General features: G+C 70.5%; 19 protein-coding genes. 11 read left to right on the top strand and 8 right to left on the bottom strand.

Going from position 1 to position 21,848, the window contains the following annotated elements:
- The first annotated feature begins 14 nt into the window (after window positions 1-14).
- The 4 genes from rsmD (at window position 15) to QHF85_RS24920 (ending at window position 3,414) form a co-directional block, all read left to right on the top strand.
- Window positions 15-596: a 16S rRNA (guanine(966)-N(2))-methyltransferase RsmD gene (gene rsmD / locus QHF85_RS24935; RefSeq protein ID WP_281329802.1), complete on the top strand. Its 582-nt coding sequence runs from the start codon at window positions 15-17 to the stop codon at window positions 594-596.
- Window positions 597-663: 67 nt separating this feature from the next.
- Complete coding sequence (locus QHF85_RS24930) at window positions 664-1,008, top strand: hypothetical protein (RefSeq protein ID WP_281329801.1); 345 nt, start codon at window positions 664-666, stop codon at window positions 1,006-1,008.
- Between the two features lie 17 nt (window positions 1,009-1,025).
- On the top strand, window positions 1,026-1,847 hold the full coding sequence (gene truA, locus QHF85_RS24925) for a tRNA pseudouridine(38-40) synthase TruA (protein ID WP_281329800.1): 822 nt from the start codon (window positions 1,026-1,028) through the stop codon (window positions 1,845-1,847).
- 184 nt (window positions 1,848-2,031) lie between these two features.
- Window positions 2,032-3,414, top strand: coding sequence for a trypsin-like peptidase domain-containing protein (locus QHF85_RS24920; protein ID WP_281329799.1), 1,383 nt, complete (start codon window positions 2,032-2,034; stop codon window positions 3,412-3,414).
- 19 nt (window positions 3,415-3,433) lie between these two features.
- Here the strand turns inward: QHF85_RS24920 and QHF85_RS24915 are convergent, their stop codons facing one another.
- Together QHF85_RS24915 and QHF85_RS24910 are read right to left on the bottom strand one after the other, a co-directional pair.
- Complete coding sequence (locus QHF85_RS24915; RefSeq protein ID WP_281329798.1) at window positions 3,434-5,008, bottom strand: serine/threonine-protein kinase; 1,575 nt, start codon at window positions 5,006-5,008, stop codon at window positions 3,434-3,436.
- Window positions 5,009-5,146: 138 nt separating this feature from the next.
- Window positions 5,147-6,622: a serine/threonine-protein kinase gene (locus QHF85_RS24910; protein ID WP_281329797.1), complete on the bottom strand. Its 1,476-nt coding sequence runs from the start codon at window positions 6,620-6,622 to the stop codon at window positions 5,147-5,149.
- Window positions 6,623-6,840: 218 nt separating this feature from the next.
- Between QHF85_RS24910 and QHF85_RS24905 the strand changes: the two genes are divergently transcribed.
- Together QHF85_RS24905 and QHF85_RS24900 are read left to right on the top strand one after the other, a co-directional pair.
- Window positions 6,841-7,992: a DUF1343 domain-containing protein gene (locus tag QHF85_RS24905; protein ID WP_281329796.1), complete on the top strand. Its 1,152-nt coding sequence runs from the start codon at window positions 6,841-6,843 to the stop codon at window positions 7,990-7,992.
- Between the two features lie 84 nt (window positions 7,993-8,076).
- Window positions 8,077-8,715 (top strand): hypothetical protein, encoded by a 639-nt coding sequence (locus QHF85_RS24900; protein WP_281329795.1) that lies wholly within the window; start codon window positions 8,077-8,079, stop codon window positions 8,713-8,715.
- Window positions 8,716-8,758: 43 nt separating this feature from the next.
- Here the strand turns inward: QHF85_RS24900 and QHF85_RS24895 are convergent, their stop codons facing one another.
- From QHF85_RS24895 to QHF85_RS24885, 3 genes are read right to left on the bottom strand one after another with little or no spacing between them, the layout of a single operon-like run.
- Entirely contained in the window at window positions 8,759-9,727 is a 969-nt protein-coding gene (locus QHF85_RS24895) for a GNAT family N-acetyltransferase (protein ID WP_281329794.1), read from the bottom strand.
- 46 nt (window positions 9,728-9,773) lie between these two features.
- Window positions 9,774-11,501 (bottom strand): acyl-CoA dehydrogenase family protein, encoded by a 1,728-nt coding sequence (locus QHF85_RS24890; RefSeq protein WP_281329793.1) that lies wholly within the window; start codon window positions 11,499-11,501, stop codon window positions 9,774-9,776.
- A 40-nt stretch (window positions 11,502-11,541) separates the two neighbouring features.
- Window positions 11,542-13,278: an HDIG domain-containing metalloprotein gene (locus QHF85_RS24885; protein ID WP_281329792.1), complete on the bottom strand. Its 1,737-nt coding sequence runs from the start codon at window positions 13,276-13,278 to the stop codon at window positions 11,542-11,544.
- Window positions 13,279-13,588: 310 nt separating this feature from the next.
- On the opposite strand from QHF85_RS24885, the gene folP reads away from it, so the two are divergent.
- Genes folP through QHF85_RS24870 form a run of 3 tightly spaced genes read left to right on the top strand, consistent with a single transcriptional unit; the run spans window position 13,589 to window position 16,698 of the window.
- Window positions 13,589-14,461, top strand: a complete 873-nt coding sequence (gene folP, locus QHF85_RS24880) for a dihydropteroate synthase (RefSeq protein WP_348652760.1) — start codon at window positions 13,589-13,591, stop codon at window positions 14,459-14,461.
- A gap of 3 nt (window positions 14,462-14,464) precedes the next feature.
- Window positions 14,465-15,757: a diadenylate cyclase CdaA gene (gene cdaA, locus QHF85_RS24875; protein ID WP_281329791.1), complete on the top strand. Its 1,293-nt coding sequence runs from the start codon at window positions 14,465-14,467 to the stop codon at window positions 15,755-15,757.
- Window positions 15,754-16,698, top strand: a complete 945-nt coding sequence (locus QHF85_RS24870; protein WP_281329790.1) for a CdaR family protein — start codon at window positions 15,754-15,756, stop codon at window positions 16,696-16,698. The genes cdaA and QHF85_RS24870 overlap by 4 nt, the downstream gene beginning before the upstream one ends.
- 89 nt (window positions 16,699-16,787) lie before the next feature.
- On the opposite strand, the gene QHF85_RS24865 is transcribed toward QHF85_RS24870, so the two are convergent.
- Window positions 16,788-17,837: a BMP family ABC transporter substrate-binding protein gene (locus QHF85_RS24865; RefSeq protein WP_281329789.1), complete on the bottom strand. Its 1,050-nt coding sequence runs from the start codon at window positions 17,835-17,837 to the stop codon at window positions 16,788-16,790.
- Between the two features lie 66 nt (window positions 17,838-17,903).
- Here QHF85_RS24865 and QHF85_RS24860 point away from each other — a divergent pair, with 66 nt between their 5' ends.
- A complete protein-coding gene (locus tag QHF85_RS24860) occupies window positions 17,904-18,587 on the top strand; it encodes a hypothetical protein (protein WP_281329788.1) in 684 nt (227 codons plus the stop codon).
- Between the two features lie 6 nt (window positions 18,588-18,593).
- Here the strand turns inward: QHF85_RS24860 and QHF85_RS24855 are convergent, their stop codons facing one another.
- Both QHF85_RS24855 and glpK read right to left on the bottom strand, forming a co-directional pair.
- The gene (locus tag QHF85_RS24855; protein ID WP_281329787.1) at window positions 18,594-19,403 is read right to left on the bottom strand and encodes a UPF0158 family protein; all 810 of its coding nucleotides are present in this window, start codon (window positions 19,401-19,403) and stop codon (window positions 18,594-18,596) included.
- Window positions 19,404-19,771: 368 nt separating this feature from the next.
- The gene (gene glpK, locus QHF85_RS24850; RefSeq protein WP_281329786.1) at window positions 19,772-21,283 is read right to left on the bottom strand and encodes a glycerol kinase GlpK; all 1,512 of its coding nucleotides are present in this window, start codon (window positions 21,281-21,283) and stop codon (window positions 19,772-19,774) included.
- A gap of 175 nt (window positions 21,284-21,458) precedes the next feature.
- Between glpK and QHF85_RS24845 the strand changes: the two genes are divergently transcribed.
- A partial coding sequence (locus tag QHF85_RS24845; RefSeq protein ID WP_281329785.1) for an FHA domain-containing protein occupies window positions 21,459-21,848 on the top strand: 390 nt, incomplete at its 3' end.

The raw sequence follows: 21,848 nt of genomic DNA, 5'->3' as shown, positions 1-21,848 counted from the left end.
CTCTTCCCCTTCCCATGCGCGTGATCGGTGGTTCGCTCGGCGGACGCAGGCTCGTTGCCCCGTCAGGGCACGCCACACGTCCGACGAGCGACCGCGTGCGCGAGGCGCTCTTCAACGTGCTCGGCGACGTCTCGGGCGCGGCCGTGCTCGACCTCTACGCAGGCACGGGCGCGCTCGGGATCGAGGCGATTTCGCGGGGCGCGTCGCGCGTGGTCTTCGTCGAGAACGGCCGGCCCGCGCTCGCCGCGCTAAGGCAAAACCTCGCGTCGCTCGGGATCGAGGGTGCGTCGCGCGTGATCACGCAGCCGGTGACGCGCGCCCTCGCGTCGCTCGCGCCGTTCGGCCCCTTCGAGCTCATCCTGCTCGATCCGCCGTACGCAGCGCTCGCGGAGGCGGCGCGCGTGCTCGAAGGGATCGCCGCCGAGGCGTCGAACCTCGCGGCGCCCGGGGCCCGCGTCGTGCTGGAACACGCGAGCCGTGACGCCGCGCCGAAGCCTGCGCGGCTCGTCCTCGACGAGACGCGGATCTACGGAGATACGGCGATCTCCTTGTACACGCGCGCGGAGGACGTTCCCACGAGGGCCGCAGATGGGTAAGGTACGGGGAGGCATCGCTTCGCGAGAGAGCGCACGCTGGCGCGCTCGAGCGCACCCCTTTCCAGCCATGAGCACGACCTCGATGAAACCCCTCACTTCCCCGAAAGGCGTCGGTAAAGCCTCTCCGCTGCTTGCGGCGATCGTCGTGGCGCTCCTGTGCGGCGCCGCGGCGTGCGCGTCCGAGGAGGGCACGACGCCCACGTGCAACCAGGACCTCGACGGGAACGGGCACATCGACAACGTCGACAACGGCTGCAATCCGTTCGCCTCCTGCGTCGTCAACGGCAAGGTCGCCCCGGCGACCGAGTGCTGCAAGGACCTCACGGGCTACGAGCTCCAAGCGTGCCTCTACGGCTACGGCGCGGGGCCCGAGCCGACCGGAGGCGCGGGCGGCGGCGGCGGCGGCAACTAGCCACCGAAGCTCTTGCCATGAACGAGCCCGCTGACGAGGGGAGCCCGAGCCCTCTTCCCGACGGCATTCTTCTCACCGTCGCCTACGACGGCCGCACCTTCTCGGGCTTCGCCCACCAGCCCGATCGCCGCACGATCGCCGGCGAGCTGCTCGCCGCGCTCCGCGCCATGGACCCCACGATCCGCGAGATCCGCGGGTCGAGCCGCACCGACGCGGGCGTGCACGCCTTCGGCCAGCGCGTCGCGTTCGATCCGTCGCGCGAGGTCCCGCCGCGAGGATGGGTGCTCGGCACGGCGAGGCACTTGCCGAAGGAGATCGCGGTGCGCCGCGCGTCGCTCGTGCCGCGCGGGTTCACGCCGCGGTTCGCGAGTCAGGGCAAGCGGTACCGGTATTTGCTGCTGCGTGACCTCGTGCGGGATCCGTTCCTCGAAGGGCGCGTGTGGCGCGTGGACCAGCTCCGCGACGACGCCGCGATCACGCGCGCTCGGGCCGAGGCGAGCCTCGCCGTCGGCACGCATGATTTCGCCGCGTTCCGGTCCGCCGCGGATCCGCGGGAAAACACGGTGCGGACGCTGCGGCGCGTGTCGGTGGAGGTCGACCCGGACGATCCTCGGCTCGTGCGCATCGAGGTCGAGGGCGACGCGTTCATGCACAACATGGTGCGTATCCTCGTCGGGACGTTCGTGGACGTCGCGCGAGAGCGGCTCGCGCCCGGCGCCGTGTCGCGCGCGCTCGCCTCGAAGCGCCGGGACGATGCGGGCATCACCGCGCCGCCGGATGGGCTGTACCTGGTCTCGGTGACGCTCGCCGACGAGGGGCGGGAGGCGTGGCCGGCGTAGAGCGCCGAACTGTTCGGCGCTCTGCGAGATCGCGAAGCGAGCTCGCCTCGGGGAGTGAATCGTCCGGGCTTTGCCCGGACGAGAGGGGGACGCGAGGCGTCCCCCTTGGGACTCGACAAGTTTCTTCCGCGTGCCATCGCGGCCCCGAGAGATCCATAATCGAGCACCTGCCTTCCTCGGAGGAATGATGCGCCCTCGCTGCATGCTCGCCTCGATGCTCGTCATGGCCGGGCTCGGCTCGGCTTCTTCGGTCGCTTTTGCGCAGGTCCCGCGCCCGAAGGCCCCGCCGCCGCCGCCCGCGCTGCCCGCGCCCGTGCGAGGTTTGCCCTCGGCGGCCGAGGTGCGCGCGCTCGGCGATACGTTCGTCGCGGTCGCCGAGAAGACGAGCCCGGCCGTCGTGCAGATCGACGTGACGGTCGCGAGCGGCGACAGCTCCGCGGGCCGCTGGTTCCGCGCCGACGCGACGACGCGCGGCATGGGCTCGGGCGTGATCTTCTCGGCCGACGGCGCGATCCTCACGAACAACCACGTCATCGAGGACGCGCGCGCCATCAACGTGCGCCTCAAGGACGGCCGCACCTTGCCCGCGCGCGTGGCCGGCCGTGATCCCGCGACCGACCTCGCCGTGCTCCGCGTCGACGCGACGAACCTGCCCGTCGCGACGTTCGCCGACAGCGACGCCGCGCGCGTCGGCGAGTGGGTCGTGGCGATCGGATCGCCCTTCGGCCTCGGGCACACGGTGACCACGGGCGTGCTCAGCGCGAAGGGCCGCGGCGGCGTCGGGATGAACGCGATCGAGGACTATCTGCAGACGGACGCGAGCATCAACCCGGGCAACTCCGGCGGGCCGCTCGTGAACCTCGACGGGCAGGTGCTCGGCATCAACACGATGATCGTGAGCAAAGGCCAGGGCATCGGCCTCGCCGTACCTTCGAACATCGCGCGGCGCGTGGCCACGCAGATCCTGAAGACGGGGCGCGTGATGCGCGCGTGGATCGGCATCGGGATCCAGGACCTCACGCCGCAGCTCGCGGCCGAGATTCCGAGCGCGCCGACCGCGGGGGCGCTCGTCAACACCGTGGTGGCCGGCGGGCCCGCGCAGAAGGCGCACCTCGAGCCGGGCGACGTCGTCACGAAGATCGGCGCGCGCACGATCGCCGACGCGCAGGACGTGATCCGCGAGCTCTTCCTGCACGACGACGGCGAGGTGCTGTCGATGGAGGTGATCCGCGCCGGCAAGCGCTACCAGACGAAGGTGACGCTCGAAGCGAAGAGCGAGACGTCACCGCCGGCGTTGCCGGTCGAGCGGAAGGGATCGAGCCCGCAGGGGCTCGGGATCACGCTGCGCGACGTGGAGGGCGACGGCAACAGCACGCTCGCGCAGATCGTGGCCGTGTCGCCGGATTCGCCGGCGGATCGGGCGGGGCTCAAGCGCGGTGACGTGGTGCTGGAGGCGGACTTCGCGCGCCTGCCGTCGTCGTCGGACGTGCAGAAAGCGGCGCAGGACGGGCGGCTCTTGCTCCGGGTTCGTCGCGACAAGGCGACGTTTTACACAGCCGTGCGTTAGGTCCGCGCGGGCAGCGTTCTCAGAGGTCGCTGCCCATCTTGCGGCCGCCCGTCGACGTCGCCGTTGTCGTCGGCGTGGGCGTCGCTTTCTTGTTTGTCCCGGTCCCCGTGGCCGTGCCGAGAGGCGCCGTGCCGCTCGTGCGCGCGCCCGTCGGCAGCGGTCCGCTCGGCGGCGTCGCTGTGCCGACCGCCGCCGTGTTCGTATCGGCCGGCGTCGGCGCCTCCTCCGTCGCTGCGGCCGTGGGCGTCGGCGCGAGCGTCGGCGTGGGCGTCGGCATCGGCGGGGGCTGCGTCGCCGCGGCTTGTGTGGTCACGGCCGGCGGCGTCGGTGCGGCCGGTTTGTCGAGTACGAACTTCCAGACGATGAGCCCGCTCGCCGCGACGAGCAGCGTGCCGAGCAGGCCGATCGCCATCATCGCGCCGTTGTTGCTCTTTTGCGGCACGCCCGCGACCGTGAGCCCGGCGTGCGACATGCCGAGGTTCGGGTGCGACATGCCGAGGCTCGTCCCGGGGATGGGCTGCTGGCCCATGACCATCGGGTTTTGCTGGCTCATGCGCGGATCGAACGTCCCGGGGATGCCCGCGCCGACCATCGGGTTTTGCTGGCTCATGCGCGGGTCGAACCCCGCGGGCAAACCGAGCGGCCCCGTGCCGACGAGCGGGTTTTGCTGGCTCATGCGCGGGTCGAACATGCCCGGCTGGATCGTGGGGATGCGGCCCGCGCTGAGCTCGGGGCCCGCTGGATTCGCCATCATCCACTGCGCGACGGCCGCCTGGAACTCGCGCGCCGTCTGGAAGCGGATGTTCGCGTCGCGGATCATGGCCTTCGCGATGATCGCGGCGAAGTTCGGCTCGAGGTTCGGCACGACGAGCTCGGCCGGATCGGGCGACTCGAGCGCGATCTTGAAGACGAGCTCGTTGAACGTCTGCGCCTGGAACGGCAGGCGCCCCGTGATCGCCTGGTACATGACCACGCCGACCGAGTAGAGGTCGCTGCGCGCGTCGATCTTGCCGCCCCGCGCCTGCTCCGGCGACATGTAGTAGGGCGTGCCCATGACCGCGCCGGTCTTGGTCATGCTCATGTCGGTGTCGAGCGCGGAGAACTTCGACACGCCGAAGTCGAGGATCTTGACGAAGTCGCGCTGGTTCTTGTTGTTGATCAGGTAGACGTTGTCGGGCTTGAGATCGCGGTGGACGATCCCCGCGTCGTGCGCGGCCGCGAGCCCTTCGAGCAGCCCGTGGATGAGCGGCGCGAGCTCCTGCGGCGTGAGGCGCTTTCGCTTCTTGATGCGATCGCCGAGGCTCTGGCCGTCGAGGAACTCCATGACCATGAAGCGCTCGCCGGTCGGCAAGTTGCCGAGGTCGAGCACCTCGACGATGTGCTCGGAGCCGATGCGTCCCGCGGCCTGCGCCTCGCGCTCGAAGCGCTGGACGACGTCCTCCTTGCCCGAGACGGACGCGTGCAGGACCTTGATCGCCACGCGGCGATGGATGCGCTCGTTCTCGCCCTCGTAGACCGCGCCCATGCCGCCCTGCCCGAGGAGGCCGACGATGCGGTACTTGCCTTCGATGATGTTGCCGGGCTGAAGCGTCATCGGCTGCCCTATCGGGTCGGGAGGAAGATCCGGAGACGTCTCCGGAGCGCGCGTGGGCGTTTCATCATACCGCGGGGAAGGCGCATGGAGTCGAGTTCTCGACGGTGAGGACGCGGGTCGCCGATCCCCGAGGCTCGCTCACAGATCGTCCGAAATGCGGCGCTTGCCCGTGCCTTTCGTGGGGGACGTGCGCGTCGGCCCCGTGCCGCGCGTGCTCGGCGTGGACGCCGGAGATGGCGTGATCACCCGCGTGGTCCCCTCCACCGCTTCGGATGTCTCGATCGGCGCGACCGTGACGGCGGGGAGCACGGCCGAAGGCGCGGGCGCCGCGGACGCAGAGGGCGTGGGCGCGGCGGCCTCCTCGGGCGCGCCCTGCGTGAAGCGCACGGCGAGCATGATGAGCGCGCCCAGGACGAACACGATCACGAACGCCGCGCCGCCGACGATCGGGGCGAGCCCTTTCGGCGGACGAGTGGCCTGCGGCTGCGGTCGCGCGGGCATCCCGGTGATCGACGGCGGCAGGACGGGCAGCCCCGCGGGCGCAGGGCCGGACATCGGCGGCTGCGGCATGGATGCGGGAACGGGCTGCCTGTGGCTCGGCGGCGGCGGCGGGTTCGGAGGGACCGGGCGCGCGGGAAATGGCTGCGGCTTGCGGTCCATGATGACCGTGCCGTGGTCCGCGATCATCAGGTCGTCGTCGTCGTCCCCGGGGGCGCTCATGGAGGGCGAGGGCGGGCGCGGAGAGTGCGGTGCAAAAGCCACTTCAGGGACGGCGCCGAGGCCACGTCGAGCCCGGAACGTGACGAGCGCCTGCGCGAGGTCTTGGTCGCGTTGATACCGGACCCTCGGGTCGCGCGCCATGGCCTTGTGCACGATCGTCGCGAGCTCGGGGTCGACGTCCGGCGCAAGCCTTTCCAGAGGCTCCGGGTCCTGCATCACAATGCTGAAAAGAAGTTCATCTTCGGCGCTCGTGGCGAAGGGGGCCTGCCCGGCGAGGCACTCGTAGAGAATCGCGCCGAGCGCGTAGATGTCGGCGCGCGCGTCGATCTCGTTCGTGGCGCGGATCTGTTCGGGGGCGGTGTAGGCCGTGGCGTGGTCGGGTGGTTGCTTGTCGGCGACGTGCGCGACGCCGAAATCGAGGACCTTGACGAGCTCGCCGCGTGGCTCGTGCGCGCGCGAGAGGAAGACGCTCTCCGGCTCGAGGGCGCGATGCACGACGTAGGCCGCGTGCGCGGCGGCGAGGCCGCGCGTGATGTCGATGCCGATGTGGCTCGTCTCGTCGGCGTCGAGCCGACCGCGCTCGCGCATGCGCTGACGCAACGTCACCCCTTCGCGAGGCTCCTTCACGAGGATTCGCGCGCCGCCGGCGATTTCGATGTCGTCGAGGATCTTTCCGATGTGCATGGACGACGCGCCATTCGCGGCCTGCGCGTCGTGCGCGAACGCGGCGAGGGCCGCGGGGCGCGCGCGCAGCGACGGCGAAAGCTCCTCGACCGCGACGCGTCGATGGATCTCCACGTTTTCCCCTTCGTACACGGGGCCGTGTTTGCCTTCGCCGAGCACGCGAAGGACGCGGTACTTGCCGCCGTAGATCTGGCCAACCTGGAGAGCCATCGATCGGCCACACCCCCCCGAAACGCGCTCGAACAACGTATCACGGGCGCCGAAATTGTGCGCCCGCACAACGCCAACCCCTTTGATTTCCTTCGATTTTGTGGGCGTCCTGGTAAGCGTCGTGCTCACCCCTAGACGAGCGGCTAGGGCCGGGGTACGGCCGGATTGTGCTCGTAGGACTCGATCGGCTCCCTCGTCTCCCTTCGGTCACCTCCCGCTTGAACCGCACGCGCTTCGGCGTGCTCGCGCATCCGGCCAGCGTGGACCGGGGCATCGAGCACATCGGCGACGTGCTCGCGCGCATCGGCGCCAAGCCCGCGCTCTTCTTCGGGCCAGAGCACGGCTACGGGGGTGAAGCGCAGGACATGGTCGACGTGCCGCACGCCCGGGACAAGCGAACCGGCGCGCCGATCATCAGCCTCTACGGCGACCGCTTCGAGGACCTCTCGCCGAGGCCCGAGCACCTCGCGTCGATCGACCTCTTGCTCATCGATCTCGCGGACATCGGCGCGCGTTACTACACGTTCGTCTGGACGGCGCTGCTCGCGGCGCGCGCGGCGGCGAAGGCCGGCGTGCCGGTCATCCTGCTCGATCGGCCGAACCCCATCACGGGCTCGCGCCGCACGGTCGAAGGGCGGACGCAAGCGCCGGGCTTCCTGTCGTTCGTCGGCCTCGAGCCGATTCCGGTCCGGCACTCGCTCACGATCGGCGAGATCGTGGCGCTCTTCGCGCGGCGCGAGGGCATCCCGCTCGGCGACGCGATTTCGATCGTGACCGTGGAGAGCTGGGATCGCGAGAAGTACGCGGACACGTGGGATCGGCCGTTCGTGATGCCCTCGCCGAACATGCCGACGTGCTGCACGGCGACGGTGTACCCGGGCGGCTGCTTGATCGAAGGGACGAACCTGTCGGAGGGGCGCGGGACGACGCGGCCGTTCGAGGTCGTCGGCGCGCCGTGGCTCGACGGCCATCAGCTCGCGCAGGGCCTGCGCGCGACGGGCCTGCAAGGGTTCGTCGCGCGTCCTCTCACGTTCCGTCCGACGTTCCAGAAGCACGCGGGTCAGATCTGCGGCGGCGTGCAGATCCACGTCGCCGATCGCATGACGTTCCGCCCCGTCGCGACGTACACCGCGCTCGTCGCCCTGGCGCGCCGGCAGAACCCGCAGAGCTTCGCGTTCCGCACGGAGCGCTACGAGTACATCGACACGATCCCCGCCTTCGATCTGCTCACGGGCTCGGACCAGGCGCGGCGCGCGATCGAGGCGGGCGAAGATGCGCGCTCGGTCGCCGAGTACGTGTCGGCGCCGGATCCGACCTGGCCGGACGTCATGGCCGAGGCGAGCGCGGCCCTGCAAGAAGCGGCGATCTGAGCAGGGACGGCGCCGGGAGCGCGCCTACCTGTGAGGCATTTCCAGCGCTACGCTGGGGTGTCGACCGAGGGGAGGCTCACCTGCATGATCACCGAGCCGGTCACGAAGGCGCTCGCAGGGTTCGACGAGGGGATCCGGAGAGACGCCGCCGCGTTCGTTCACGCATTCTGTAAAGATCTACGTATCGACGTGTCGATCTTCCCGACGGAGGATCTGATCACGGCCGTCGAGGAGGCGGTGAGCGCGTCGTCGGGGCGCGCGTCGTCGCCGGTGTTCACGGAGCGGCTGCGCGGCATGCTGCTCGGGTATCTGCACGAGCGGATGGTCGAGCTCTCGCGCGACGGCCTGCGGTTGCCGACGGGCCTCGACGACGCGCGTTTCGCGGCGCTTTCGAACGAGCTCGAGCGGACGTTCGGCGCGCTGCCCGCGCCCGAGCTGAGCGTGTACGTCTACGGGGTCATCGAAAATCGCAGCGGTCGCATGTTCGAGGTGGAGCTGCCCGGCCGAAAGGTGCAGCCGGAGACGACGCTCGATCCGAGCGACGGCCCGCTCGTGCAGCACGAGAACGCGCTCGCGACGCTGCGGGAGGCGATCCGCTCGGCGCGGGTCGGGGTGAACGAGTCGGGCTCGGGGGCGCACAAGCGTGTGTCGCTCGCGGCGTTTGCCCGCGTGCTGGAGAGCGATCCGATCCTCGAAGTGATCGGTCCGATGGCAGTGCGTTGACGCGAGGCGCTCCTCCCCGCGAGGGAGAGGGGCGCGGCGGAGGCTAGAGCACGCGGTCGAGATCGCCGTCGCCCCAGGTGTGATACCAGCGGCGTCCATCGAACACGGCCGGATCCGTGCCCTCGCGAGCGTGGACCTGGAAGGGTTTGCCCTCGCGCGCGAAAAACCCGGCGCGGCCGAGGTGCTTTGCGTGCGGGCCGCGATCGTTGAGCTGCGTCACGAGGGAGTCCGCGCCCGAGCTCGACGCGATGATCGAGAGCGCGTCGCCAAAATCGTTCGGGTGCGCGAAGAGGTCCACGAGCGCCGCGCGGCGGCCCGCGCGTTCGAGCACGCAGAGGCCGAGCGGTTTGTCGTGGCGCAGGACGACGAAGGCGCGCTGCGCGCGGGCAGGGCTGTCGACGAAGCGCCACGCGTAGTGGACGGCGTCGCGCACGGGCGTGACGACGGTGTCGTCGACGGCGCGCTCGAAGACCTGATCGACGCGGGCGTCGCGCCCCTCGATCGGCGCGAGGCGCGCGCCCCGGGCGACGAGGCGGCCGAGGGGGCCGAGGAGGCTCTGCAAGACGCGCGGGCGCGAGAAGCGGCGGACGTGACAGACCACGCGCGCGCCGGCGCGCTCGAGGGCGCGGAGGTTGTGGGGCTCGGGCGGGCCGTACATGATCTCGATGCCGTCGTCGCGCATCCGTTCGAGCGTGGCGCAGTGCATCGCGGTGGCGATGCCTCGGCGTCGGGCCGAGGGGCGCACGTAGCCGTCGCCTCCGACCGAGCCGAGGCGCACGCGGCCGGCGATGAGCATGCGGCGCGGGAAGACCGAGGTGAGCCCGAGGGGCTCGCCGCTGCGTTCGTCGCGGGCGATCACCGTCACGGAGCGGCCGTGCGGGTTCTGCTCGTAGAGCCAGGCGTACCTGCGCGCGACGTCCGACCCGGGCAGGTGCTCGGCGAGCAAATGCAGCACGAAGTCGCGGTGCCGTGCGTCGGCGCGTTCGATGAGGAATCCAGGAGAAGTCGTCACGCGCAGTCGTCGTGCAAGGCACGCGCCGCGATCGCCCGTCCGCGCGCTAGAGCACGTCGAACGGATAGGCGCCGTCGATGTAGGCGCGCCCGGCGATCGCCTTGCGCAGCTCGTCGTCGTTGCGCGCGAAGTCCGAGACGTTCTGCCGCAGGCGCTTGTGCGCCATGTTCACGTAGAGCGAGCAGAGGTCGATCTCGCGCCGCGCCCCGTCCTCGCCGCGCCGCTCGATCGCGCGCGTCGTGCGCGTGAGACACGCGGCCACGGCGAAGAGATCCATCACCATGTCGGCGATGCGAAGCTGCGTGAACTGCATCTCGGCGATGTCGCGGCCGTGCCTCCGCAGCACGTTCTCCGCCTGCGCGGCGAGCTCGGTGACGTAGTCCTCGAAGATCACGGTCTCGCGCCCGAGCAGCGGATGCGCGCGGGTCATGCGCTCGCGGCCGAGCGCGGCGCGCGCCTTGCGGAGCGCGAAATCGCTGAGCAGGCCGAAGCCCTTGATGGGCTCGCGCATGGCCTTCGCGACCTCGGCGAGCGCCTTGCCCGGCGCGGCCATGCCCGAGAGCGCGATGAAGCAACGGAGGATCTCGTTCGTGCCCTCGAAGATGAGGTTCACCCGCGAGTCGCGCAGGATCCGCTCGTACGGGTAGTCCTGCATGTAGCCGATGCCCGCCGCGATCTGCAGCGTCTCGTTGACCACGCTCCAGAGCGTCTCGGAGCCCTTCACCTTGCAGATCGCGCTCTCCATCGAGTAGTCGGCGATCTTCGAGTCGACGAGTCCGGCCGTGAGGTACGTCATCGATTCGAGCGCGTACGTCTCGGCGAGCATGCGCGCGATCTTGTCCTTGATGAGGCCGAACTCGCCGATGTTGCGGCCGAAGGCGCGCCTCTCCTCGACGCGCGCGATCGCCAAACGGAGCAGCGTCTTGCACACGCCGACGCAGCCCGAGGCGAGGCCGAGGCGCCCCGAGTTCAGCACCTCCATCGCGACCTTGAAGCCTTTGCCCACGTCGCCGACGACGTTCTCGCGGGGCACGCGCACGTTCTCCAGGAAGATCTCGGTCGTCGAGGAGCCGCGGATGCCGAGCTTCTCCTCGTTCGGCCCGTTCGTGACGCCCATGCCGCGCTCGACGATGAAGGCGGTGATCTTCGGCTTCGAGCCCTCTTCGAGCGCGCTCGTGCGGGCGAAGACGGTGAAGACGTCCGCGAAGCCGCCGTTCGTGATCCAGATCTTCGAGCCGTTCAGCACGTACGCCGCGCCGCCGTCGACCGCCTCCGCGCGGGTCTTGATCGCCGCGGCGTCGGAGCCCGCGGAGGGCTCGGTGAGCGCGAAGGCCGCGACCGACTCACCCGTGGCGAGCCGCGGCAGATACCGCCGCTTCTGCTCGGGCGTGCCGAAGAGGAGGAGCGACTTGTAGCCGATCGACTGGTGCGCCCCGAGCGTGACCGCGATCGAGGCATCGATGCCGCCGATCTCCTGCATCACGCGCGCGTACGCCGCGGTGGAGAGGCCGATGCCGCCGAGGTCGGTGGGGATTTGCAGGCCGAAGAGGCCGAGCGAGCGGAGGCCGTCCATGACCTCCTTCGGGATCTCGTGGTCGCGGTCGATCTTCGCGCTGTCCACGTTCGCCGCGAAGAACCGGCGCACGCTGTCGAGGATGATCGACGTGCTTTGCCGCTCCTCGGAGGTCATCTCCGGGTACGGGAAGATCATGTCCTCGGCGATCACGCCGTGGAAGAGCGCCTTCGTGAAGCTTTGCTCGATCAGCGGGGGCACTCGCTCGTTGTAGCAAGTTTTCCCGCGCGGATCGCCGTCGTCAGCTCGCGGACTCCTCGGTCGTCGCGCCCTTGCCCTCGCCCTTCGGTTCGCCGGATTTCGGGCCGTCCTTCGAGCTCTTCGGTTCGGGTAGCTCGGCGGGCGAGTGCACGATCGGGGTCGTCGTCGCGGGTGACGCGCCGTGCACGATGGGCGTCTTCTCGGCTTCCTGCTTCGCGCTGTCGCGCTGCCACGGGTACTTGATGCGGCCGTGGTAGAGGTTCACGAGCGTCGTCGCCATGCGCGTCGTGATGATGCGCAGGTCTTCCAGCGTGAGGCCCGATTCGTCGAGCTGGCCGCTCGACAGCTTCGTGAAGATGACGCGCTGGATCATCTCCTCGAACTTCTTCTGCTCGGGCGGCCAGATCGTGCGGCTCGCGGCCTCGATGGAGTCGACGAGCATCAGGATCGCCGTCTCCTTCGTCTGCGGCTTCATGCCGGGATAACGGAAGTACTCCTGCGTCAAACCGCGCGGGTTTCCCTGCTCCTTGCACTTGTGCCAGAAGAACTCGACGACCTGCGTGCCGTGGTGCGTGTAGGCGAACTCGACGACGGGCTCGGGGATGCGGCCGTCGCGCAGGATCTTCGTGCCCATCACGACGTGCGCCATGATCGCGTCGGCCGAGACCTCCGGATCGAGCTCCTCGTGTGGCGACTTCTCGCCGTGCGCGAGGTTCTCCACGAAGTACTTGGGCTGCACGGTCTTGCCGAGGTCGTGGTAGTAGGCGCCGACGCGCGTGAGCAGCGCGTCGGATCCGATCGCGCTCGCCGCGGCCTCCGCGAGGTTCGCCATCGCGCGCGCGTGCTCCCAGCTCCCCGGCGCCTCGGCCGCCATCTTCCGCAGGAGCGGCTGTTCGAGGTCGGTGAGATCGATCAGCTTTTCGCGCGAGACGTGCCCCATCGCGCGCTCGGCCGGGTCGCGCAGCGAGCGCGCCAGGATGCCCGCGAGGATGCCGCCGCCGATGCAGGCGAGCACGTTCGAGCTCGTGCCGCGGAAGATGTCGGCGAGCAGGTTGAACCGGCCCTCGTAGACGACGGTGAGCGCGATGAACACGACCGCGCCCGAGAGGCCCGCGAGCGTGCCGGCGACGAGCATCTGCCGCGCGTGCTTGCGATCGAAGAAGAAGAGCGTGGCCGCGACGCCGCGCACGAGCAGCACCGACAAGAGGAGGTTGTCGAAGCGCAGGAGCGAGGCCGCGACGAACGCGACGGCGAGGTCGACGAGGAAGGCCGTGCGCCGATCGAAGGCGTGCGCGACCCAGAGCGGCAGCGCCGCCATCGGCACCCAGAACTCTGGCAGCGCCGTGAAGAGGAGCATGAGCTTCGCGAGCGCGACGCTGCCCGCCATCAGGCTCAGGAGCCCGATCTGCGCGCGCAGGAGGCGCACGCGGTTCTGCCCGAAGCGCCGCAGGTACGCGGTGAGCATGAGGCAGACGATGAAGTGAATGACGAACACCGAGACGAGGCGCGCCGTCGCCGGGGGCCTGCGCGTCGATTCGTAGGCGAAGGCGGCGCGGTGCTCGTCGTTCTCCTCCTGGAGGAGGGTGCCGCGCGGCACGATCACACGGGCGTGCTCGTACGCCAGGCGGCCCGTGCGAGCGTCGCGGACGATCCGCGGGCCGTAGGGAATGCGGAGCGTGACCGGCGCCGTTTCTCCGAGGCGCGGCGCCATGGAGGGCAGGTACAGCTCGAAGGTGCCGATGGCCGTGAACAGTGCGGCGAAAATCAGGCTCAGCACGAGGCCGGCCGTCGCCCCTGCTCGAACACGCGTGGCTAGCATCATTCGCTCGGGCCGCGGCGGGGCCTCGGCCGAATGCGGCCCGAGACGACTCGGACACGCGGATCGGCCGACCGTAGCAGGCATTTCGCCGCGCGTCAGGGAGATCGCACGTGTCGCGCCACCCGAAGAACGCGCACGTGAAGGCCGAGCCCGGACGCCCGCAGGAACCGCCTCGGGAAAGTCCAAGGATTTCGCTGACGGATCGTGGCGTTTTTGCCGCACACGGTCGAAGATTGCCGGCCGGCTCGGAACTTGCTACGCACACACAATGTCGTCCCCGCTCCGCGCGCTTCTTTCGAGCCGACGGGGCGCGCTCGTCATGGGGGTTTGTAATCGCACCCCGGACTCTTTCTCGGATGGGGGACGATTCCTGGATGATGCGGCAGCCGTTGCGCATGTGCGGGGGCTCGTGATCGAAGGAGCGCACATCCTCGACATCGGCGCCGAGTCGACGCGGCCGGGTGCTTCTCCGATCGACGCGGCCGAGCAGATCCGGCGCATCGGCGGGCTCATCCGCGCGAGCGTGGAGCTCGGCGCGGTGGTCTCGATCGACACGACGTTGCCCGACGTCGCCGCGTGGGCCCTCGGCGAGGGCGCGCGCATCGTGAACACGGTCTCGCTCGAGCCAGCCGCCGAGCTCGGCGCGCTCTGCGCACACGTCGGTGCGTCCCTCGTGCTCATGCATTGCCGCGGAGCGATGACCGACATGCGCGGCTTCTCGATGTACGACGACGCCGCCTACGGAGACGTCGTCACGGATGTCGCGCGCGAGTGGACCGAAGCGGCCGAGCGTGCGCTCGCGAAGGGCCTGCCGCGCGAGGACCTCGTGCTCGATCCGGGGCTCGGGTTCGCGAAGAACGCGCGTCACTCGATCGAGCTCTGCGCGCGGCTGGACGAGCTTGCGAAGCTCGGCTTTCCCGTACTCGTGGGGCCGAGCCGAAAATCGTTCGTCGCGCGCGCGGCGAGCCCGGACGCGAGCGTGGTCGCGCCGCCGGGCGAGCGGCTCGGCGGCACAATCGCCGCGGTGCTCGCGTGCGTGGCGCGCGGCGCAGCGATCGTGCGGGTGCACGACGTGAAAGAGGTGGTGCAAGCGCTCGCGGTTGCGGCCGCGATCGACGCACGCCGGGGAGGGGACGCCTGAGCCATGCTCGACGGCCTGCTTCGCCTCTTCGCCGCGCGCCCGTTCCTGCAGGTCCTGCGGGACTTCGTCGACATCTTCATCGTCGCGTACGTCATCTACCGCGCGCTCCTCGTGATGCGCGGGACGCGCGCGATGCAGATGGGCATCGGGCTCTGCATCGTCTTTCTGCTCTACCTCGCGGCGAAGACGTTCGAGCTCGCCACGCTCCTGCACCTGCTCTCGTGGCTGCTCTCGTCGATCATCCTGATCGTCGTCGTCGTCTTCCAGAACGACATCCGCCGCGCGCTGATCCGCATGGGATCGAAGGCGTGGCTCGCGGGCGGGCGTGAGCAGCAGTCGCGCGTCATCGACGAGGTCGTGGCGGCGGCGACCGAGCTCGCGCGCCATCGCATGGGCGCGATCATCGCCTTCGAGCAGGACGCGAACGTGCTCGAGTTCTGCAAGAGCGAGGGCATCGTCCTCGACTCGGTGGTGACGCGCGAGCTGCTCGTCAGCCTGTTCGTCCCGGAGTCGGTGAACAAGCTGCACGACGGCGCCGTCCTGATCCGCGACCTCAAGATCGCGCGCGCCGGCGTGTTCTTCCCGATGCCCGAGACGAAGGTGCTCGACGCGAGCCTCGGCTCTCGACACCGCGCCGCGCTCGGCATCACGGAGGAGACCGACGCGGTCGTCGTCGTGGTGAGCGAGGAGCGCGGGACGATCAGCTTCTGCTTCAGCGGCAACATCGTCTCGAATCTCGACGGTCAGTCGCTCCGGCACGCGCTGCTCGGCCTCTTCGGGCGCTCGTCGCGCAAGAAGCAGAAGGCCGCCGCCGCGCGCAAGCCGCCGTCCGCGCCGCCGCCGGCCGCGCCGCAGCCCGTGCGTACGCCTCCGATGCCCGTGCAAGCTCCGCCCGTGCGTCCGTCGATCCCGACGCCCCCGTCGGTCGGCGCGACGCCGATGCCCGGCGTGCAGGGCACGCCCGCGTCGCGCATGCCGCCGAGCACGGCGATGCCGATGCGGCCGGCCACGACCACGGAGATGCCGCCGGCCTCGCTCGCGGCGCCGACCTTGCGGCCGAACACGTTCGTGCCCTCGTCGACCGTGCCGCCTCCGCCGCCGTCCTCGGACGCCGCGCCGACGGCCGCGGCCACGATGCCGCCGCCCGGCGTGGTCCCCGCGGCGCCGCAGGCCACGACGCCCCCGAGCACGCCTCCCAGTACGCCCCCCGGCCCGCCTTCGAGCGCGCCGGGCACGCAGCCCGCCGCGCGCACGGGTGAAGGCGCCGGCAGCCCCAGCCACGGTGACGACTCATGACGGCCAAGGACGGGCTTCGCGAGAACATCCGCGCGGCGCTGCTCGACAACATCGGGCTGAAGATCCTGTCGCTCCTCTGCGCGCTCGGGATTTATGCGTTCATCCACGGCGCCGAGAACGCGCAGCGCACGTTCTCGGTCAGCGTCGTGTCGATCATGCCGCCGGAGAGCGCGAACCGGCAGCTCATGACGCAGATCCCGAACGAGGTGAAGGTCACGCTGCGCGGCTCGCGCACGCAGCTCGACGATCTGCGCAGCGACGATCTCGGCACGCTGCAGCTCAACCTGCGCAGCGGGCGCGAGACGAACATCGACCTCAAGCCGAGCATGTTCCGCGTGCCCACGGGCGTGCAGATCGAGGAGGTCCAGCCGCCGGCGATCGAGCTGCGCTGGGACGACGTCGTCGAGCGAGAGATCCCGGTGCAGATCGCGCGCACGGGCGAGCCCGCGCCGACGTTCGCCGTGAAGGGCGTGATCGGCTCCGAGCCGAAGGTCGTGCGGGCGCGGGGCGCTCGCTCGATCGTGGACGTCATGCAGTACGCGCGCGCGGCGCCGTTCGACGTGACGGGCTTGACCGAGGGCGTCTACCGTCGGCCGCTCCCGCTCGACAAGCCGCCGAAGCTCGTGAACTACGACGTCGAGAGCGTGATCGCGACGGTCGAGATCGCGCGTGAGCTCGCGAAGAAGGAGTTCGCGAACCTGCGCGTGGAGGTCGTGGGCCTGCCGCGCGCCGTGACGACGCCGCCGACGGTGAAGGTGCGCCTCGTCGGATCGAACGAGGACGTGAACGCGGTCTCGCCCGAGTCGCTCGTGCCGCGCGTGGAGCCGAAGAGCTCGGGCGCGGACCTGAGCAAGCCGGGCAGCGCCTACCTCGACGTGCTGCTCGAGGTGCCGCACGTGAAGGTCGTGGTCGATCCGCCGAAGGTGCTCGTGAAGTGGTGAAGGTTCGTCCCGAGGGGGACGCCTCGCGTCCCCCTCTCGTGAGGCGGGCTCGCTGCGCGACCCCGCAGAGCAGCGAAGGGCTCGCTGCTCTAGCGCTCGGGGATCTTGATCTCCCCGCGGATCACGCGCTGCGCGAGCGCTTCGACCTTCTGCTTCGTGGCCTCGGGGATGCCCGCGGCGTGCGGCCCCTCGTCGACGTACCCGACGGCGCCCTCGGCGAGGCCGAACGTGTGCAGCCCGGCCTCGAAGCGGCCCTCGGCCACGTCGCGGATCGTGTCGAAGACGGCGACGTCGCCGCGCTTGATCATGCTCGTCAGCACGGTGCCGGGCATCTCGTCGTGCTGATCGGCGTCGACGCCGATCGCCTTCACGCCCATGTCGCGCGCCGCTTCGAAGACGCCGTGACCCGTGGTCCCCGCCGCGTGGTAGACGATGTCCGCGCCCGCGGCGATCTCGCTGTTCGCGAGCGCCTTGCCCTTCACCGGATCGCGGAACGCTTCGGGCGTCGTGCCCGCGAACGCCGCGTGCACCTCGCAGTGCGGACAAACCTCGCGCACGCCGGCGCGGTAGCCAGCCTCGAACTTGCGGATGAGCGGGATGTCCATGCCGCCGACGAAGCCCACGTGGCCCGTCTTCGACATGAGGCCCGCGACGGCGCCGACGAGGAACGATGCCTCCTCCTCGCGGAAACGAAGGCCCGCGACGTTCGCGGGCGTCGCGCCGCCCATCGGCGGCGCGTAGTCGATGCAGGCGAAGCGCGTGCTCGGGAAATCGCGCGCCACCACGTTCACGTCGGTCGAGAAGATGAACCCCACGCCGATCACGAGGTCGAAGCCGCGCGCCGCGAAGAGGCGCATTGCCGCCTCGCGATCCTCCGCGCCGCTCGGCTCGAGCACCTCCGTCGTCACGCCGAGCTCGCTCGCCGCGCGCGACAGCCCCTCGTACGCCGCGTCGTTGAAGCTCTTGTCACCGCGTCCGCCGACGTCGAACACGAGGCCCACGCGCACCTTCGCGTGCGGGCCTTCCGGACGCGGTTCTTCGCCGCGCGCGGGAAGGAGCGTCGACGCGGCCGCCGCGAGCGAGACGACGAGCGTGACCACGGTCAGCCGCGACGCGGCGTGGGTGCCCCTTTCGGCCATGGAACGAGGCTAGCGCAGTCGCTCGCTCGATGGAGCGGCGCGCCCGCGGTATAGTTCGCATCCTCGATGCGCCCGGCTGTCCTCCTCGTCCTCGCTGCGCTCGCGTTCGCCGCGCCCGCTTTCGCGCAGACGCAGACCGAGGCGAAGCCCGCGCTGCTCGATCGCGTGGTCGTCCGCTGGCATGCGCCCGAGACGGGCGGCGTCACGCGTCCGCAGTTCGTCTACGAGCGCGAGCTCGCGTTCGAGGCGCGCATCGAGGCCATGGCCGATCCGGATGCGGATCCTGCGCCGTTCACGGATCGCCACGTACGCGCGGCGCTCGATCGCCACATCGCCGAGACGCTCCTCGCGAGCTTGCCCGTCCTGCCGGCGCCCGACGCGACCGAGATCGCGAGCCGCGCCGAGTCCGCGCGTGCGGTGCTCGAGCAACGCGTGAAGGGGCGGGACAAGCTCATCGCCGCGGCCAAGGCCGAGGGCATCGGCTCGGACGAGATCGACGCGCTCTTGCGCCGCCAGGCTCGCGCGAGCCTCTACCTCGACCGCATGGTCGCGCCGATGCTCGCGCCGAGCGACCCGGAGCTCCGCGCGCTCCTGCGCACGGGCACGACGCCGTTCACGGGTCGTCCGTACGAACAGGTCTCGGTCGCGCTCGGTCGGTGGGTCGTGGCGCAGAGGCTCGGCGAGGCGATCGCGAATTACTTCCAGACCGCGCGCTCTCGCGTGACGGTCACGATCGTTCGCTCGCGCTAGCGCGCTTCAGGACGAAGCGGAGCGCACCTCGCCGCCGACGATCTCTTGCGAGGCCGGGGCGGGCTCTTCCTCGGCGTGCGCGTGGCTGCCCTCGTAATGATGGGCGAACGAGCGCGCGGCGCGACGTGCCTTCAGGAACTCCGCGAAGGCCGTGAGCGTGTCGAGGTCGCGCGGGCCGAGGGCGTCGGCGATGTCGCGCAGGTTCTTGCGCAGCGTCTCCACGCTCTTGCCGCGGCGCAGCTCGCGCGGCGGTTCTTCGCGCGGCTCGCGCGTGCTCGGAGCGGGCGCGGCGGCGGCGACGGTGGCGTCCGCGGGTTGTCCTTCCGCGCGGGAAGGGGGCTGCTCGGGCACCCACACGGGGCGCGCGATCGGGTTCAGCGCGTGCGCGTTCAGCCACGCTTCCATGAAGATGCGGAGCCGCTCGCTGCGGAACGAGAACCAGCGCTCGCGCTCCGGGCCGTAGCTCATCAGCACGTCCTTGAAGCGGCGGAAGGCGCCCTTGCCGTCGATCGCCTGCGTCAGCTTTCCCTGCAGCTCCGGGTCCTCCACCATCGGGATGAAGCGCTCCATCCAGCGGTACTGCTCGCGGGAGCTCACCGGATCGATGCGGAGGTAGTTCGGATCGGCCGCGATGCGCGCGTGCATCTGCGGATCCGCGACTCCGTCGACGACGCGGAGGACGTCACCCGTCACGAGGTGAAGGTAAGAGTGGACCTCGGGCGCGTTGTTCTCGAACGCGTCCTCCAGCGCCTCCCAATCGATCGGGATGTCCCGGTAGACCACCCCCGAGGTGGAAGGATTTTCAGGCTTCTGCATTTCCTCCTCATCGAGCGACACGACCCGACGAGTGGCGGGCCGGCCGGGCCTCTGCAGGGGAACCAAGTGAGAACGGGAGCTCTCCGTTGACATAGAATTTTACGCTCTGTGAGGTCGCTTTGGGGTGAACTCTCGCAACATAGTGCCTGTTCCCCAGGCCGGAAGCTCGGCCATCTCCGTGTGATGGGCGCCGCCGCGACAGGTTCGTCCCGGGCGGCGGGTGAGCCGGCTTGCCAAGCGTCCCACGTCTCGCTCCCAAATACAGCGAGGTAGCAGGTTCGCGCCGGAAAAGCTCGTCCTGCGAACGAGCGAACGCATCTGGCCGGGGCATGTCTGTCCCGGGCGGCGGATCGCGGGGGGCTCGGGGGTCAAGGGCGCGACGACCGGGCGCGGGCGACGGCGTCGGCCCAGCGGGCGAGGTGGACGTTTCGTTCCTCCGGGGGCATTGCGACGTCGAACGTCCGCTCCACCCGGGACATGCGGGCGGCGTCACGCATGTCGCGGAAGAGCCCGGCGCCGACGCCGGCGAGCATGGCGGCGCCCCGGGCGGTCGATTCGAGCTCGATCGGACGCTCGATCGTGATGGCGGCCGTGTCGGCCTGGTATTGCATGAGCAGGTCGTTGTTCGCGGCGCCGCCGTCCACGCGCATGCGGCCGAGGGGCCGGCCTAGATCGTCGCACATGGCGCGGAGCAGGTCCGTCACTTCGAGCGCGATGCCTTCGAGCGTGGCGCGCGCGAGGTGCGCCTTCGTGGTGCCGCGCGTGATGCCGTGGATGAGGCCGCGCGCGTCCGGATCCCAGTACGGCGCGCCGAGGCCGGAGAGCGCGGGCACGAACGTCACGCCTTCGCTCGACGCGACGCTCGCGGCGAGCGGCTCGATCTCGGCCGCGCTGCGGATGATGCCGAGCCCGTCGCGGAGCCATTGCACGGCCGCGCCCGCGATGAACGCGCTGCCTTCGAGGGCGAAGACGACCTCGCCGCCGACCTTCCAGCCCACGGTCGTGAGCAGGCCGAAGCGGCTCGCGATCGGCTGCGCGCCGATGTTGACGAGGACGAAGGCGCCCGTGCCGTACGTGCATTTCGCGTCGCCCGTGTCGAAGCAGGCCTGGCCGAAGAGCGCGGCTTGTTGATCGCCCGCGATGCCCGTGATCGGCACGCCGTCGGGCAGGTGCGGGAAGCCCAGCGTCTTCGCGATGAGCCCGGCCGAGTCGACGATCTTCGGCAGCACGGCGCGCGGCGCGCGGAAGAGATCGAGCATCGCCGGGTCCCAGTCGAGCGTCGCGAGGCTCATGAGCAGCGTGCGCGAGGCGTTCGTCACGTCGGTCGCGTGCACGGCCGAGCCGCCCATCGCGCCGCCGGACAGGCGCCAGACGAGGTAGCTGTCGATGGTGCCGAACGCGAGCTCGCCGCGCTCGGCGCGGTCGCGGGCGCCGTCGACGTTGTCGAGCAGCCACGTGAGCTTCGTGCCGCTGAAGTACGGATCGAGCACGAGGCCGGTCGTGCGTTTCACGGCGGGCTCGTGGCCGCCTTCGCGGAGACGCGCGCAGGCGTCCGCGGTGCGCCGGTCTTGCCAGACGATCGCGCGGTGGATGGGCTTGTCGGTCGCGCGTTGCCAGACGAGCGTGGTCTCGCGCTGGTTCGTGATGCCGACGGCGGCGATGCGATCGCCTTTGACGCCGGCCGAGGCGAGCGCGGCTTCCACCGATTCGAGCACGCTTTGCCAGATGTCCTCGGGCTCGTGCTCGACGAGGCCGGGGCGCGGGAAGTGCTGGGGGAACTCGCGCGTCGCGCGACCGCGGGTCGTCCCGGCCGTGTCGAGCACGAGCGAGGTCGTCCCGGTCGTCCCTTGATCGATCGCGAGCAGAAGGTCGGCGGCCATGGTTTCGGCCCTAGCCTGGCGGCCGCGCCGGGGGAAGGACGATCGGCGCGTCGAACCCCTCGCTTAATGCCACGAGAAGGAATACACTTCTGCCCGTACCGGTTCGGCGGCCGTCTGCATTCGTGCGGTCCGGGCCTCCCATGGTTCTCGGCATGCAAGCGCAACGGCTCACCTGATGGCTCGACTGATCCTGCAGACCGCCGAAGGGCAGCAGGCCATCGAGCTGCGGCCCGTGAACTCGTTGGGGCGACACCCCAACAACTCGATCCAGCTGCTCGACAAGATCGTCTCCAAGGAGCACTGCATCATCGAGCTCCGCGGGACGCAGTTTTACCTGCGTGATCTGGGCAGCCTGAACGGGACGTTCATCAACAACGAGCGGGTCCGCGGCGAGGCTCCCCTGAAGCACGGCGACGAGATCGCCCTCGGGTCGACGCGCGGTCGCTTCGACGACACGCCGTCGCCGGTGGCGGGCACGGCCGGGGGGCCGCCGCCCGTCGCGGCGCCGCAGCCGCCCGCGTGGGGCGCGACGCCTGGGCCCGCGCCCGTCGCGCAGTCGCCGCTT

It is taken from the genome of Polyangium sp. 6x1, assembly GCF_029946515.1.
GTDB lineage: Bacteria > Myxococcota_A > Polyangia > Polyangiales > Polyangiaceae > Polyangium.
Note: the sequence above shows the minus strand (reverse complement) of the source record. Positions and strands in the feature narration are given on the sequence as shown.

Bases quoted from the DNA above. Each gene is read 5' to 3' on its own strand.
- rsmD (WP_281329802.1), top strand. From the start codon at position 15: ATGCGCGTGATCGGTGGTTCGCTCGGCGGACGCAGGCTCGTTGCCCCG.
- QHF85_RS24930 (WP_281329801.1), top strand. From the start codon at position 664: ATGAGCACGACCTCGATGAAACCCCTCACTTCCCCGAAAGGCGTCGGT.
- truA (WP_281329800.1), top strand. From the start codon at position 1,026: ATGAACGAGCCCGCTGACGAGGGGAGCCCGAGCCCTCTTCCCGACGGC.
- QHF85_RS24920 (WP_281329799.1), top strand. From the start codon at position 2,032: ATGATGCGCCCTCGCTGCATGCTCGCCTCGATGCTCGTCATGGCCGGG.
- QHF85_RS24915 (WP_281329798.1), bottom strand. From the start codon at position 5,008: ATGACGCTTCAGCCCGGCAACATCATCGAAGGCAAGTACCGCATCGTC.
- QHF85_RS24910 (WP_281329797.1), bottom strand. From the start codon at position 6,622: ATGGCTCTCCAGGTTGGCCAGATCTACGGCGGCAAGTACCGCGTCCTT.
- QHF85_RS24900 (WP_281329795.1), top strand. From the start codon at position 8,077: ATGATCACCGAGCCGGTCACGAAGGCGCTCGCAGGGTTCGACGAGGGG.
- folP (WP_348652760.1), top strand. From the start codon at position 13,589: ATGTCGTCCCCGCTCCGCGCGCTTCTTTCGAGCCGACGGGGCGCGCTC.
- cdaA (WP_281329791.1), top strand. From the start codon at position 14,465: ATGCTCGACGGCCTGCTTCGCCTCTTCGCCGCGCGCCCGTTCCTGCAG.
- QHF85_RS24870 (WP_281329790.1), top strand. From the start codon at position 15,754: ATGACGGCCAAGGACGGGCTTCGCGAGAACATCCGCGCGGCGCTGCTC.
- QHF85_RS24865 (WP_281329789.1), bottom strand. From the start codon at position 17,837: ATGGCCGAAAGGGGCACCCACGCCGCGTCGCGGCTGACCGTGGTCACG.
- QHF85_RS24860 (WP_281329788.1), top strand. From the start codon at position 17,904: ATGCGCCCGGCTGTCCTCCTCGTCCTCGCTGCGCTCGCGTTCGCCGCG.
- QHF85_RS24855 (WP_281329787.1), bottom strand. From the start codon at position 19,403: ATGCAGAAGCCTGAAAATCCTTCCACCTCGGGGGTGGTCTACCGGGAC.
- glpK (WP_281329786.1), bottom strand. From the start codon at position 21,283: ATGGCCGCCGACCTTCTGCTCGCGATCGATCAAGGGACGACCGGGACG.